The sequence below is a fragment of the Acinetobacter sp. 797_lipA genome (genome assembly GCF_058243025.1).
This window is the reverse complement of the sequence record NZ_JBZAYQ010000001.1, coordinates 1,837,769-1,851,905: the sequence shown is the minus strand read 5'-3', so window position 1 is coordinate 1,851,905 and position 14,137 is coordinate 1,837,769. Positions and strand designations below refer to the sequence as shown.

General features: G+C 40.5%; 14 protein-coding genes. 7 read left to right on the top strand and 7 right to left on the bottom strand.

What is annotated here, in order from left to right; genetic code table 11:
- The first annotated feature begins 9 nt into the window (after nucleotides 1–9).
- From AC4CU2_RS09010 to AC4CU2_RS09000, 3 genes are all read left to right on the top strand, one after another.
- Nucleotides 10–237: a hypothetical protein gene (locus AC4CU2_RS09010; protein ID WP_490768675.1), complete on the top strand. Its 228-nt coding sequence runs from the start codon at nucleotides 10–12 to the stop codon at nucleotides 235–237.
- 255 nt (nucleotides 238–492) lie between these two features.
- Nucleotides 493–1,923, top strand: coding sequence for a GGDEF domain-containing protein (locus AC4CU2_RS09005; protein WP_490768674.1), 1,431 nt, complete (start codon nucleotides 493–495; stop codon nucleotides 1,921–1,923).
- Between the two features lie 54 nt (nucleotides 1,924–1,977).
- A complete protein-coding gene (locus tag AC4CU2_RS09000; RefSeq protein ID WP_490768673.1) occupies nucleotides 1,978–3,468 on the top strand; it encodes an amidase in 1,491 nt (496 codons plus the stop codon).
- A 55-nt stretch (nucleotides 3,469–3,523) separates the two neighbouring features.
- On the opposite strand, the gene AC4CU2_RS08995 is transcribed toward AC4CU2_RS09000, so the two are convergent.
- The 4 genes from AC4CU2_RS08995 to AC4CU2_RS08980 form a co-directional block, all read right to left on the bottom strand.
- Nucleotides 3,524–4,678 (bottom strand): MFS transporter, encoded by a 1,155-nt coding sequence (locus tag AC4CU2_RS08995; protein WP_490768672.1) that lies wholly within the window; start codon nucleotides 4,676–4,678, stop codon nucleotides 3,524–3,526.
- A gap of 139 nt (nucleotides 4,679–4,817) precedes the next feature.
- The gene (locus AC4CU2_RS08990; RefSeq protein WP_490768671.1) at nucleotides 4,818–5,579 is read right to left on the bottom strand and encodes a 3-oxoacyl-ACP reductase; all 762 of its coding nucleotides are present in this window, start codon (nucleotides 5,577–5,579) and stop codon (nucleotides 4,818–4,820) included.
- Nucleotides 5,580–5,752: 173 nt separating this feature from the next.
- A complete protein-coding gene (locus tag AC4CU2_RS08985; protein ID WP_490768670.1) occupies nucleotides 5,753–7,693 on the bottom strand; it encodes an esterase/lipase family protein in 1,941 nt (646 codons plus the stop codon).
- Nucleotides 7,694–7,826: 133 nt separating this feature from the next.
- Nucleotides 7,827–8,906: a zinc-binding metallopeptidase family protein gene (locus AC4CU2_RS08980; protein WP_490769224.1), complete on the bottom strand. Its 1,080-nt coding sequence runs from the start codon at nucleotides 8,904–8,906 to the stop codon at nucleotides 7,827–7,829.
- 329 nt (nucleotides 8,907–9,235) lie between these two features.
- Here AC4CU2_RS08980 and AC4CU2_RS08975 point away from each other — a divergent pair, with 329 nt between their 5' ends.
- The 4 genes from AC4CU2_RS08975 (at nucleotide 9,236) to AC4CU2_RS08960 (ending at nucleotide 11,726) form a co-directional block, all read left to right on the top strand.
- On the top strand, nucleotides 9,236–9,727 hold the full coding sequence (locus AC4CU2_RS08975; protein ID WP_126036591.1) for a hypothetical protein: 492 nt from the start codon (nucleotides 9,236–9,238) through the stop codon (nucleotides 9,725–9,727).
- A 318-nt stretch (nucleotides 9,728–10,045) separates the two neighbouring features.
- Nucleotides 10,046–10,168: a hypothetical protein gene (locus tag AC4CU2_RS08970; RefSeq protein ID WP_260395253.1), complete on the top strand. Its 123-nt coding sequence runs from the start codon at nucleotides 10,046–10,048 to the stop codon at nucleotides 10,166–10,168.
- A 4-nt stretch (nucleotides 10,169–10,172) separates the two neighbouring features.
- Nucleotides 10,173–10,628, top strand: a complete 456-nt coding sequence (locus AC4CU2_RS08965) for a CopG family ribbon-helix-helix protein (protein ID WP_490768669.1) — start codon at nucleotides 10,173–10,175, stop codon at nucleotides 10,626–10,628.
- A gap of 75 nt (nucleotides 10,629–10,703) precedes the next feature.
- The gene (locus AC4CU2_RS08960; protein ID WP_279746671.1) at nucleotides 10,704–11,726 is read left to right on the top strand and encodes an ABC transporter substrate-binding protein; all 1,023 of its coding nucleotides are present in this window, start codon (nucleotides 10,704–10,706) and stop codon (nucleotides 11,724–11,726) included.
- A gap of 111 nt (nucleotides 11,727–11,837) precedes the next feature.
- Here the strand turns inward: AC4CU2_RS08960 and AC4CU2_RS08955 are convergent, their stop codons facing one another.
- Genes AC4CU2_RS08955 through AC4CU2_RS08945 form a run of 3 tightly spaced genes read right to left on the bottom strand, consistent with a single transcriptional unit; the run spans nucleotide 11,838 to nucleotide 14,077 of the window.
- Complete coding sequence (locus AC4CU2_RS08955; protein ID WP_159128315.1) at nucleotides 11,838–12,167, bottom strand: DMT family transporter; 330 nt, start codon at nucleotides 12,165–12,167, stop codon at nucleotides 11,838–11,840.
- A gap of 18 nt (nucleotides 12,168–12,185) precedes the next feature.
- Nucleotides 12,186–13,070 carry a hypothetical protein gene (locus AC4CU2_RS08950; RefSeq protein WP_490768668.1) on the bottom strand — a complete coding sequence of 295 codons (885 nt, stop codon included), beginning with the start codon at nucleotides 13,068–13,070 and terminating at the stop codon, nucleotides 12,186–12,188.
- Nucleotides 13,067–14,077 carry an isopenicillin N synthase family dioxygenase gene (locus AC4CU2_RS08945; RefSeq protein ID WP_490768667.1) on the bottom strand — a complete coding sequence of 337 codons (1,011 nt, stop codon included), beginning with the start codon at nucleotides 14,075–14,077 and terminating at the stop codon, nucleotides 13,067–13,069. The genes AC4CU2_RS08950 and AC4CU2_RS08945 overlap by 4 nt, the downstream gene beginning before the upstream one ends.
- Between the last annotated feature and the right edge of the window lie 60 nt (nucleotides 14,078–14,137).

Genomic DNA, 14,137 nt, shown 5'->3' with positions numbered 1-14,137 from the left:
AGGTGAATAATGGTTAACATGAAAATGGCTTTGGTGGTTTTAGCTTCTGCAACAATGCTGTCGCTTGCTGCGTGTAGTGACAAAAAACAAGAGACTGAACAACCGCCAGTGGAAAGTTCAGCAACTGAGACACCAGTGACCAATATTGAAGTTAGTCCAGAGATGATTGATGCTGCACCTTTAGAGTCTGAAGAAGCAGGTGCATCAGCACCAGCGGCAGCGTCTGAAGCAAAATAAGTCCAAAGATGATAAAAGCCTCCCAATGTGGAGGCTTTTTTTATGGGTGAGAGTGATATCAGCGTTTAATCGTAAATATCTAGATTCAGGATATAAATCAAAAAATCATATTGAAACCATAACGAACAATCGATAGAGTTTATTTAGTAAATATTGTCAATCTGTGATGGTTTTCATCAATGCATCCTTTGCAAGCAAATGGACAGTAGAAAACATGATGTTTAATCATAACTCATGTAAAAATGAGGGAATATTTTGTACGCAGTTAAGCTCACAGAAGTATCGTTGAATTTTAAACAGCATGGCCGAGCATTTTTGATTGTTGCTGCGGTGATTTTTGTCTGCTGCTTGCTTGGGATATTCACTCGACCGATTGCATATTTCGCTTATTTTTGGCCAGCTAATGCAGTACTGATCGGCTTATTTTTAAGGTTTAAGCCACTCAGAAATGTTGGTGGTTGGTTGGGTGCATTTATTGGTTATATGTCGGCAGATTTAGTCACTGGGAATCATCTTGAACTGACTTTAGCTTTAACGATCGCCAATTTTATGACGGTAGGCGTTTCGTTATTTTTTATCCATTATTTACAAATTGACTATCGTGCATATAACAAAGGCTTAAATTTTCTTTATCTTTTCTTGGTTTGTGTTTTTCTTGGGTGTTTTTCCAGCGCGATATTTGCCGTTGCGGTCGTTCCGTATATGCCACACACTTTTATGAGCACGCAAGACCTTTGGGCTGAGTTTTATATTTGGTGGACAGGGGAAGTTCTCAATTGTATTTCACTTTTACCCCTCATGTTGACCTTTCCTGCAGCGAAGAAATTAAAGTATCTTTGGACTAACCGTAGACAGTGGGAAACCCAGTTTGTCGATGTTTTACCCTTACTCTCAGTTTTAATTTCTGTGGCATGTACTCATCTGTTCTTTGGTCCTGGTGCCTTACTTTTCCCTCTAGCAGGGCTCATTTGGACGGCTTTAAGTTACAACTTATTTTATGTGAGTATCATTAACAGTTTGGTTTGTTTTGTGACGTATCATAGTTTAACGACCTATTATATTTCACGTACAGCAAACAACTTCTTGGCCACTTCTATTTCGGTGCGTATAGGGCTGTGCATGTTGATGATTGCACCTTTGCTTTTATGTATTGTGAGTCGTAATCGTCATGATCTGTATAAAGAAGTACTTTATCTGGCCAACCACGATCCCTTAACTCATGTGGGAAATCGCCGTTTTTTCTTCACTCAAACTGAAAACTTATTGAAGGAAAATTTGGTTAAATCGATGAGTATCATTGTGCTAGATATTGATCACTTTAAGAAAATGAACGATCAATATGGTCACTATATTGGTGATGTATTGCTACAAAGCTTTGCCACGACGGTGAAAAGTAATTTGCGTGAACAGGATTTATTTGCGCGTATGGGCGGTGAAGAATTTGTGGTGGTGTTAAATAATACCACTGAAATTGAATCGCAAATCATTGCAGAACGTATCTGCCGTGCTGTCGCTACTTCAAAAACTCAAGTGGCACATGCTGTTTTGAGTATGACGGTGAGTCTTGGTGTGGTGCATCAAATTTTACCAACTCACAATAGTCTACAGAGCTTGTTAAATCGTGCTGATCGGGCGTTATATCAAGCCAAAACTTTAGGACGCAATCAAGTACAACTTGCCTCATAGGTTAAAATTTAGTAAAAGTATAAAACAATAAAAACTATAGATACTTGGATAAAAATGAATTTTTCTGAATACCTTCGTTATGATGGGCTGGGTTTAGCTGAGTTGGTTGCACAAAAACAAATCCATCCCGCTGAATTATTACAAATTGCAATTGAGCGTAGCCAACAAACCAATCCTGCTTTAAATGCGATTATTATTCCGATGCATGATTATGCCAAGAACAGAGCGCAAAATGCATTGTCTGGCCCATTTGCTGGGGTGCCATTTTTAGTAAAGGATTTATTTCAAGAATATGCAGGTTATCCAACATCTTATGGATGCCAAGCATTTAAACGTACGGGCCATATTGCAGAACATAATGCAGAAATTGTAAACCGTTGGGAAAACACAGGCATTTTAACTTTTGGGCGTACCAATACCCCTGAGTTTGGTATCAAAGGCATTACGGAATCAGATGCTTGGGGAGCCTGTCATAATCCTTGGAATTTAAAACATAACAGTGGTGGTTCATCGGGTGGTTCCGCTTCTGCGGTGGCCGCAGGAATTGTCCCGATTGCGGGTGCGGGCGACGGCGGCGGGTCGATTCGAATTCCTGCATCGTATTGCGGTTTATTTGGTTTAAAACCAAGTCGTGGACGTACGCCGTGGGGCCCAGATATGAGTGAAGCAATGCATGGCGCTGCGATACAGCATGTATTGAGTAAAAGTGTAAGAGACAGTGCAGCCATGTTAGATGCAACGCAGGGTGCAGAGCATAGTTCATTGTTTAAAATTGAACTACCCAGCCAAAGCTATTTGGCCTGTCTACAGCAGCCTGTAAAAAAACTTAAAATTGCATTTAGTACTCAGTCGCCTATCGGAACCACAGTGTCTAAAGATGCAATTGATGCTGTACATCATACCGCACGTTTGTTGGAGTCTTTAGGGCATACAGTGGTCGAAGCACAACCTGAGATAGATGGTATGTCTTTGGCCAGAGACTTTATCACGACGTGGTTTAGTCAATTTTCTTATATGTTAGAGCAGATTAAGCAACAGGTTCCGACCACAGCAGGAGATTTTGAGCTGGATTCTTTAGCTTTGGCTGCTTTTGGTGCGAAAACGACTGCGTTAGAATATATTCATAATCTGAATAATTGGGGGGTGTATGTCACCCAAATGAACCAATTCTTTGATCATTATGATCTTTATCTGACTCCTGCTACAGCTTCAGTCGCACCCAAAAATGGGCAAATTTCTACCCCATCATGGCAAAAACCAATTTTAAAAAGTTTATTAAAAGTCGGCAAAGCACATCTGTTGGCACAAGGAAAACTGGTCGATAAAATTGTGAAAGATAATTTGCGTTGGGTGCCTTTTACTCAGCTAGCCAACATCACAGGTTTACCCGCGATGTCTGTACCTTTGTATTGGAATGCTGACAATCTTCCGCTTGGTTCGCAGTTTATTGCGCCTTTTGCCCGTGAAGATCTGCTCTTACAGTTGGCTAGTCAGCTTGAACAGGCCCAGCCATGGTTTCATAAATATAGTGAAATCAAAGTTTAGAAAGCTGATTAATGAAACTGCTGCAATTTATGCGCGCAAATCAGAAGAGAACTTTTTAAGCTTGAACTTCTTTGGGTAAGTAGCGAATAAAACCCAAACCGAGTAGAACCGCACAGCCTGCCAAAATAAAAATAAGTTCGCCTGACAGGCTGTGCCAATAATTTCCTGCAAGAATACTTCCAGACGCTACACCCAGTCCCCACATGGTGCTATACAGGGCTTGACCACGTCCTTGTTGTCCTAAACTAAAGTTTTGGAAAATGATACGCATCGCGATGAGATGAAATAAGCCAAAGCTAAAGGCATGGATAGTTTGTGCGAAGAACTGGATCGCAAAGATTTGTGGAAAAGAACCGACCATAAACCAGCGTAGCGCCGTGAGGATCAGACAAATAGACACCATGAGTCGCCATGAAAAACGTTTGAAAAAAATGTGAGCAATGGCAAACATAATAATTTCGGCCATGACACCGACAGCCCACAAAAAACCAATTTCTGTGGTTGAGTAACCGGCTTGTTTTAAGAAGTTGCTATAAAAACTATAAAAGGGCGCATGCGAAAAAAGCAGAATAAACTCGATACCGAAAAATGCCGCTACAACGGGTTTTTTTAAAATCGGTAATAATGGCTCGAGCTGCCCTTGTGAATGGGGTGCAGTGGTCGGTTCTTTTATGCTAAATGACCAAATAAAGGCCAAAAAAGAAATACACAGCAATAAAACTGGCAGCATAGAGATGGGTAAAATTTCTAATAAGGCTCCGATACCAAAAACCCCGACAATAAAACCGACCGAGCCCCACTTTCGAACTTTTCCATACAAAGCACTGCGTTGTTCCGCGAGCCAAAATAGAGTTACGCCTTCAAACTGAGCCAGAATGGCGTTTTGGAAGAAGCTAAAGATCAGCATGAGCAGGGCGATCGCCTGAAAGGAGTTTGGAATGATAAAAATCATGAACCAAATACAGGCTTCCATCCACGTTGCGACTCTGACCAAGAGCATCCGTTTCCCTGATTTATCTGCAATCCAGCCCCAAATAAAAGGAGCAAAAAAACGGGTAATGATCGCAATTGAGGAAAGGATACCGATTTCACTGTAGTTAAAGCCTTGATCTTCGAGATACAGGCTCCAAAACGGCATGAACGTGCCCACAATGGAATAATAGAAAAAGTAAAAACCAGCCAGTCGGTGCCGAATGGGAAAAGAAAGCATCGTACTGTATTCCTTGCTAGGATGAGCAAATTTTGAAGAAGACTTGAATCTAAATAAAGCTTCAAGTCGATGAAGCTTCGAGAATTTTAAAAATGGATTGTTTAATCATGCTTATTCAGAGTTTAGGGATTAAAGCTCATTAGCCTTTGACTAAACCACCATCCACAATCAAGTTTTGACCTGTCACAGCACAAGAATATGGCGATAAGAACATTAAAATGGCTGAAGCAAATTCCTCAGGTGTAACTACACGACGCAGTGGTGTTGCACTCGCGATGTAATCAAAAACTTCATTGGGTGTACTTTTGCTGGCATCGGTGGTTTGTAGTAAACCGCCAGAGAGCATATTGATATTAATGCCGTATTGACCAAGTTCATGCGCTGAGGTACGGGTAAATGCCAACAGTGCAGCCTTCGCCGTGGTGTAGTCATGATAAGGCACCACAGGGTTCTGCACCAGATTGGTTCTGATGTTTACAATGCGCCCAAACTGACCTTGTTTCATACCTTCAAGCGCTGCTTGGGTAGTATTCAAAGCGGCTTTAACTGCACCCTCAAATTGTTGTTGCATAGTTTCCCAGCGGAGCTCATGAACTTTTGGGCGGGCCTCGCCATTAAACTCGAACTGAATCAGCGCATTATTAATCACGGCGTTGATATGCTGTCCAAAATGCTGAAAGCTTGCGTCAAACATACTTTTGACTTGAGCATTGTCTGTAACATCAGCTTGGTAGATAAAAACCTGTTCGGGATACTGCTGAGCTAAGGTTTGTGCTGCTGCTTGGCTGTTCAAATAGTTCACGACTACACGAGCACCTTCATTGATTAAGGCGTGTGTAATCGCAAGACCTAAACCGCGTGCGCCACCTGTGACCAGTACAACTTGATTTTTAATGTGCATAATGTTTCCGAGCAGATAAATGCATGTATTTTTTAGATAAAGCAAGTATATCAAAACCTTTCCGTACCTGAGATTTTACAACCGCTGCTTTTCAAGTTTTCGATGCTCATTTAGCTGAGTTAGAGTATTCGGATAAAAATCGACAAGTAGTAGAACATTTTTAGTACTATTGATCATTGAGCCCGAGTTTGCTCAAGGTGTAACCTCAAAATACGCCGTAATTCTAATAATGTTTCTGCTTCCTCATGCACAGAGTGATTGCCTTTAATGATTTTTTCAGAGACAGCCTGTTCTAAATGTGAACTGGAATAGGGCACAATACCATCGCTTATGTCATGTATGTCATTGGTCTGACGGTGATTACCAATAATAGAATGATAAGGAACTGTGGATACCGGCATGATGTTACTGGTCAAAGCCATAAAGCGTGACTTTGGACTTAAGTCGTCTGGGCCAGATTGCACCATGCCTTTGGTGCTAGAGCTACCATTGAGTTGTATATCCACTTGGTTAAAGAAAGTAATCGGCAACTTCACCATTTTCTTCACCAATTCCATGTACCAGCGGTCAGACAGTTCACTACCACGGTGAGGTGTAGCAATAAAAATTGCACGTCCAATGGGTAAATCAGAATGAAATTGAAAACGTTCTTTGATTACGGGATATTGTTGTAATCGGGTGTATTGCTCATAGTTTAATAGTGGAATCACTTGCTCAGAAATATCGTGCTCACTAATCAGTAAGCGACTAATAACGCCGCCCATACTGTGTCCAATCAGCACGGCGTCACTGGCCGAGCGAGAGTTGGGTTGAACTTGTGCAAAGGCTTGTTTAAGTAGTGCATGAATCTGAAAGCGGCTTTCAACAATTGGCATATTGGTTGAATAAAACACCTGCCATACCTGAAAGTTTTCTCGTAAAACTTTATCCCCCAAAATGTTATTGGTCAGATTGACCCAAGTTTCAGGGCTGCTGGCGAGACCATGAATAAGTACAATCACTTTTTTATTCGGTTGGTAGGGTTCAAGCATATAGACATGTGGCATACGCAATCGCTCAGTTTTATCGAGCAAGGTTAAGTAGCCTGTAGAGCCCAGTTTATTTTCTGCCAGCCAGTAGGCAAAAGGCACAGAATAATTCGCCGTGAGAATGTATTTTTGTTGATGTATGTCTACATACTTTTGCGTATAAGGATTAAACAGCTCAATCTCAAAAACAGCTTTGCCATTAAGCACATCTTCAATAGTGCTTTCCGGGTCTAATGGCTGCGCCGCTGCGGTTACGGACAAATAGCGTGCAGGATGGATATTGGGATTGGTTTGATTTTGATAAAACGATATCGGGTCAAGAATAAAATCATTTTTATGAATAGGGTCCGCTTCAGTCACAACCACAAACTCTGCGCCCAAACCATCTTGACGATTGACTTGATAAAAACCTGAAAAATTTAAGTTATAGCTGGATTGAACTCGGTTAATGGTTTTACTTTTCAGTTCAGGATAGTGTTCTAAATTTACAATATATTGACGTTGTTGGACGTTGAGTTGCGTGGGAACTTGATAAAAAGGTTGTGTACGGTACGCCGTGGTAATTAAACGTGACAAAGCGACATTGTAAAAAGTGCGGACATGCATTTGTCTTTGATCAAAAACACGGGTACTTGGGCTTTCTTGCATTTTAAATAAATACACATAGCTATAACGTAAACTCTGGTCGAAGGCCCCAAGGCTCTCTTCTAAGCAGTGATTATTTTTACTGTGAGGCTGTTCTTGGACACAGTTGCGTTGTTTTGAAAACTCGAAAGCTTGAGCCAAATACAGTTCACTTAAGGCGGCATAGCGCTCATCTGCTGCAATATCCGTCTGTGTGTTTAAGCGTTGCAAACATGTTTCAAATTCAGCGGTACATTGTTGTGGCGTCAGGCTGAGTAACTTGAGTAAACTGGTGGTTTCCGCACTCAATTGGTCGTGGGTTAAGATATTTTCAGACTTGCTACGAATAGCTTGATGGATATTATTTTCTTTGACTTTGACCAACTGGCAGGCCGGCAGTAAAACAATCGTTAGCCCTAAAATGATTGGTCGCGTGAAAGCATGATGTTTCGTTAAAAGCATATTTTTTAGCACGGACGTTATCTATATAGGCTAAAGATGTCTTTCATTTTAAGATAATTTCTAACGAGTTACATCCAAATTCGGTCCGATCTTTTGTGTCCCTAGACATAACTTAAGAACGCTTATATTCAGCTCAAGCAATTTGGCGAGCAAAGGCTTTGCCCAAAACATGTTTATGTATAAATCGTAATTTATCGAGAACTGGCCCTGATAGCGTAAAAGGATAAGCATCTTCTAAACCCATACTGCGATTTAACGCATTTAAGTTAAAAGTCAGTGTCATCCACTGTTTGAGGAGTAAATCAAAATTTTGAGCGCCGATTGGATTTTCATAAAAGGTTAAATCATGCGTATCTTTTCGATTATTGCGCACAATTAATCCTGCATAGTAAGCGGTTTCCAATGTGTCCATCATGTGTAAATAGTGTGCCCAGGTTTCTGCCCAGTCTTCCCAAGGATGTGTGCTGGCATAAGAGCTGACATAAAATTGGTCCCAGTTTTGCGGTGCGCCATCTTCATAGTGGCGTTGTAGTGCTTCGTTATAATCTTGACGCTCATCTCCAAAATACTGACGGAACTCGTCGACCAGCTCAGGATGTAGCGATTTAATGAGGTCAAAATAATAATGCCCACTTTCATGACGGAAATGCCCCAAAAGCGTACGGTAGTTTTCACCCATTTTAATACGGGTCGTTTCCCTATAGATGACATCTGCTTCACTGGCATTGAGTGTAATGACGCCATTAGCATGTCCTGTCAGCACAGGGTGCTCTGCTTCAGGCATGAGAAAATTAAAACGGAGTCCGTAGCGATCGTCGTCGTTATATTTGGGCCTTGGCATAATATTCAGGCGTTGCATCAAATACAGAAAACGCCGTTTAGCATGTTCGAGCCGTGACCAATAGACGATATTATCTGGGTTATCGAGAGTAGGAATGGTATATGTGAGTACACAAGACTCACAGTAGATGTCGTTGCTCTCTGCGGGAATGACCCAATTACAGACCTGATGATGCTGATAGTTATAACAAGGCTTATAACGCTTCGTCTGGTATTTTTCATTTAGTGCTAACCAAAGAACAGGGCTATGCTGTTCAAAGCTCCCCATATCTTTTTCTGATGCAATATAACCGAGTGTAGTTTGGCAGCTCACACATTGTGAGTTGGCAAAAAAGACTTGGTTTTGACAGGATGCGCAACTAAAGAATTTCATCGGCGGCTGTGTCTTTGGTGAGCTTTTAGAACCAGTATAAAGGATGTCGGTTCCCTTCGTCATGTTCTGTCATCTGTTTTGATAGGCTTGTAAAGTTGAGTATTCATTGAGAGCATATTAGAAAGAATACATGTGCTTGGTTAGTAGCGAGCTTTTCAGCAGGTTCTTTTCTTTCATATTTGTATAAAGAGATATAAATTTTAAAATTTATAACCTGAATGAACGAAAAAGCTTGATTTAGGTGCAGATTCGTCAAAAATAGGGACTGGGAAAAATCAAAGCTTCATTTTAGAATTTCAAAGCCTTTTAAGTTTCTGGGAGTAAATATAATGATAACGAACGTATCGCCAAAAAAATGGCTACTCATGAGTTTGGGGGCGATGTTGCTTTCAGGTTGTGCGACAACCTCTACAGACCCAAGTCATCAAAATGTGGGTGCCACAGGTTTACTCATTTGTGCACAGAATGAGCTTTGTCCAGTGGTTACTGTGAGCTGGAATGAATCGAACAAAGAGTTGCTTAAGTTAAAAATGCATTTGAGTAGTACTTACAATAAATACGACATTCAAAAGGTCGTGTTTACCAATGGACAAAAAAGCCAAACTTTTGCTGTCACTGGGCCAACCGAGCATGATCATGTGTTAGGCACAAACCGTTCGATCAATTATATTTTAGCGCCTGTAAATTTGATGAGTAGCTTAAAAGGTACAAATTCGATCAAAATGAATATTTATACAGATCAAGGTATTATCTCTCGATATGTGTATAAAGATGGCGTCTCAGCTCCAATTTTGGGTGAGTTCCAAAAAGTTTATCAATAAAAAAAATCGCCATCAGGCGATTTTTTTTTGCTTATAAGTGAGAGAAAACTAAAAGTTGTGAGGACATAAGATCTCATTTTCAGAAGATATTCTGTCTATAGGGACGTAAACATTGGGCCTTTGACGGATGAAAAGTCAAGCTGAATAGCCCGAAATGCACTTTGATGTATCAATTTTAAAAATATAAATAAATTTTGCACAAAAAATAAACTTTTTAATGTGTTGTTGCTGTCAATCTAATCAAAAAAATTGGCATGTATTCTGCTTAGTTCTAGGTATTACAAAAACCTTTTTTGGTAATACCGAAAGGAGCAGCAAATGTCTAAACAATTCAAAGATGACTTAAATGCATTCTTCATCGTATTTAAACAGTTCGTGGTTGCTATCTTAAGCGCTAGAGCGGGCATTTATATCAAGCAAGATCCATCCGAAAAAGGATAAGCACGTGCCGAAACATAAATTGGCACGGATCAGTATCACTGTGCCTGAATTAACTGTCGATGCATTGGATCAGAAAATTGTTGATCAGCACTATGAAAGCCGTTCTCAAGCAATTGTCGACATGATCAATAAACATTTAATTGCGGATCAGGAGCAACGTAACGCCGTGATGGTGGGGACATTTACCTTGCTCTATGACGCCAGTGTTACGCCACTTAGAGTCCAATTGCTGGACTTACAGCAGCAGTTTTTAGAACAACTGGTCAGCTCACTGCATATTCAGTTAGATGAGCAAAAAATTCTAGAAGTGATGATTTTGCAGGGCTTAACTACAGAGTTAAAAGCGCTAAGCCAACAATTCATTGCTTTGAAAGGTGTGATCAAAGGGCATTTGGAGCTGATGGATGCAGTGATGCCGCCGATTCCACAAAATGAAAAACAGAGAGCGTTGAAATCGTGACCATGTTCACCGCCCTCAATGTCTCACTCCATATATAGCAAGTTTAAACATTTACAGCATCGGGAAAATTGCATCATGATTAAAAAAGCGTTCTTATCAGTCTCTATTGTTTCGACTATTTTATTGGCAGGTTGTGATAACACCGCCAAAATTCCTGAAACAAAAAACAGTGCATCTGAGAGCACAGCCACCAAAACCATCATGATTGGTTATAGTGATTGGCCGGGTTTTGTTGCATGGCAAGTGGCAATTGAAAAAGGTTGGCTCAAAGAAGCAGGGTTGAATGTTGAATTTAAATGGTTTGATTATTCATCATCACTTTCTGCTTTTGCAGCCAATCAGCTAGATGCAGTACTGGTGACCAATGGAGATAATCTAGTCACAGCCTCTGGGGGCACTCAAGGTGTTATGATTATGGCGACAGACTATTCCGCAGGTAATGACGTGATTATCGCAAAAGATGGAATTAACAGCATTGCCGATTTAAAAGGCAAAAGTATTGCTACTGAAAAAGGCTTGGTTGACCATCTATTGCTAAGTACAGCACTAACAGATGCAAAAATTAAGACCAGTGACATTAAATTGGTCAATTCTATGACCAATGAGCTTCCACAAGTTTTTGCCAGTCCAGATATTGCTGCAATTGCGGTCTGGCAACCTGTAGCCAATCAAGCGTTGAAGTCTGTTGCAGGGTCTAAAATTATTTATAGTTCTAAAGATAAGCCTGGTTTAATTTATGACACGCTGACTGTAAATATGAGTCATCTTTCTGCCAATAAAGAAGATTGGAAAAAGATGATCCAAGTGTGGGATAAAACAGTCAAATATATTAATGACCCTGCAACACATGACGACGCCGTGAAAATTATGTCGAATCGTGTTGGCGTCGATCCGAAACAATATGAACAATTTATTGGCGGGACGCATTTACTCGATTTGGCAGCCAATAAAACCGTTTTTAAGAAAGGTTCAGGTTTTGACTCGATTTATGGCTCAAGCTACCACGTAAACAAATTCAACGTTGAAAATGGCATTTATAAAACAGAAATGGATGTTGATGGTGCAATTTATCCAGCTTTGGTTGAAGAGTTAAAGTAAAACTCCGTAGAAACTAAAAGCCCAAGTTAACTTGGGCTTTTTTGTATGAGTGTGTTTAAAAAGCAAAGAAAGATCTAATGTTAAATAAAGAGTAGATTTTAAGGCATGTATTTATAAATGCGTACTTTTAGAAAACACATGAATAATCACGATGCCGATAATCATAAAACTTAAACCAACAACCGCAGCAAAGTCGAGCTGCTGTTTAAAGTAAATCCAACCGACTGTAGAAATAAGAATAATGCCCGCACCTGACCACAGTGCGTAAGCTAGCCCCATAGGGATGGATTTAAATGTTAGACCTAAGAAAAAGAGCGCAATTGCATAACCAATAATAGTTAAAACAATAGGTAAAGGTGCAGTGAAACCATTGGTCGCTTTTAATGCAGAAGTCGCGAGGACTTCTGCAATCACGGCGATCAATAAATAGAGAAAAGCCATAGCTTATTTTAAGCTCCCTTACGTAACCACGGCTGCATGATGCATGAGGTGATGTTGTTCTTGTTTCAGCCAATCCTGACTGTCCGCCGTGGTAGGTGTTACATTTTGAAAAGTGTATTCAGGTTCATACACATCCACGACAAACACCAACTGATACGCTTCTCCACCGATCAATTTACGCTGTATAAGGGTTTTAGTATCAACGACTTCAAAACCATCTAGGATGAGTTGCTGTTGAGTCATTTGGGTGCAGCTTGAATATTGAATGAGTTGATCCTGAGTTGAAACTGATACTTCATAGCTTTCAATTTGATTTAAGTCAGAAGGACTTTGCTCCACATAAGAAAGAACCCCTAATGCGTCTACATTCTGTTGAATATGGGGTAAACGTGACTGTGCATATGCCATATGCTCACCGCATATGATGAGACCGCCATCGAGCGAAATTTCTTGTTGCGTGGCAACATGTACAGCTTTGACTAAGTGTAGTCCTAAAAATAAACCCGTACTGGCTTGTTGACGCCAGTCTTCAACATAGGCATTACTGGGTGAAAACTCCAAAATACAATTGCCAATGGTATGTAGGGTTGCAGGCTCAGGCCACTGGGTATGGTTCTGATAATTACTACTTAGCTCCCATGACAGTGATGCATTTTGTGCATCCCAATGCGTATAACCGACCCATGCTTGACGCTCTACGATAGGTGTATCTGTTACTGATTTAAGACGTAGGTCAATGGTGAAACTCTTGGACTGAAACCAATACACAATCGTATTTTCATCTGTCAGACCATTGTAAAAGCTAATACTCTTACGCCGAAATGCGCCCATTAAATAGGTTGGTACATTGCCTGAAGCAGCTGTGATAGGTTTTAGTTGACTTAAAGTTTCAAATAAATTCATGGGGTGTACTCCATGTTTGACTCAGTCAGACCAAAAGAATAAAGCGGAACGGCATTCTTTAAGACCAACTCACCACTGGCTACACGTTGTTTTAAATAATGAAAGGTTTGAGCCGTTTGATTAAACAAATGTTCTCCACCTGCCAGTGGCGCATATTTAGGTGGTTCATTTGTATTAATCGGTTGGATGAGATAGTTATAGTCACAAGAAAAAAATAAAGGGAAGGAATAGCGTTCTTGTTGGATTTTTTTGACCCGATGCTTGGTGGCTAAATATTTACCATTGGACAATATTTCCATCATGTCACCAATGTTCATCACCAACGTATTTTCAAGTAGAGGAATATCAATCCATTCACCTTGCTTAGTGAGGACTTGTAAACCGGGCGCTGTGGGTAGTAATAAAGTAAAGCACTCATAGTCGGTATGTGCCCCGATGCCTTCTGCATCTGTCGCTTGAGGGTTATATGGATAGTGAATGAGGCGTAACTGGCTGGGTGCATGTTGAATATGCACATCAAAAAAGTCTTCTTTTTGCTCTAAAGCCAGCGCAAAACAACGAAACAGTTGATGACCAATGGCTTTTAAGTGCTGATAGTACTGTGAGATATGGCGTTTAAATGCAGGATCATCTGGCCATTGCGTCGGGCCAAGTAAGGGATAATTTAATGCAGACCCTTGATAGTCATAATTCACATCATAAGATTCTTTTAAATCGTAGCTGTTACTCGAAAACTGTTCTTCACCTATCGGTACATAGCCACTATGATTCACCGATTTTCCAATATAATTTTGCATTTTTAATGCTTCATCTTGGGCAAAATAGTGCTTCGCAATGTCACATAACTGTGCAAATAATGCAGGTTGAAATTGATCACCTCTGAGGTAGAGAAAGCCAACTTCTTTACAGGCCTGATCAAGCGCTTGAGCAACTTGCATATGGTCATCTAGATTTGTGCTATTTAAAAGGCTGATATCCACCAGTGGAAGGACATATTTATCTTGCATGGTAAAATCCTCGCGTTGGCCGTCCAACAGTGTATAAAACCTAAGGGTCGTCCCTCAGGC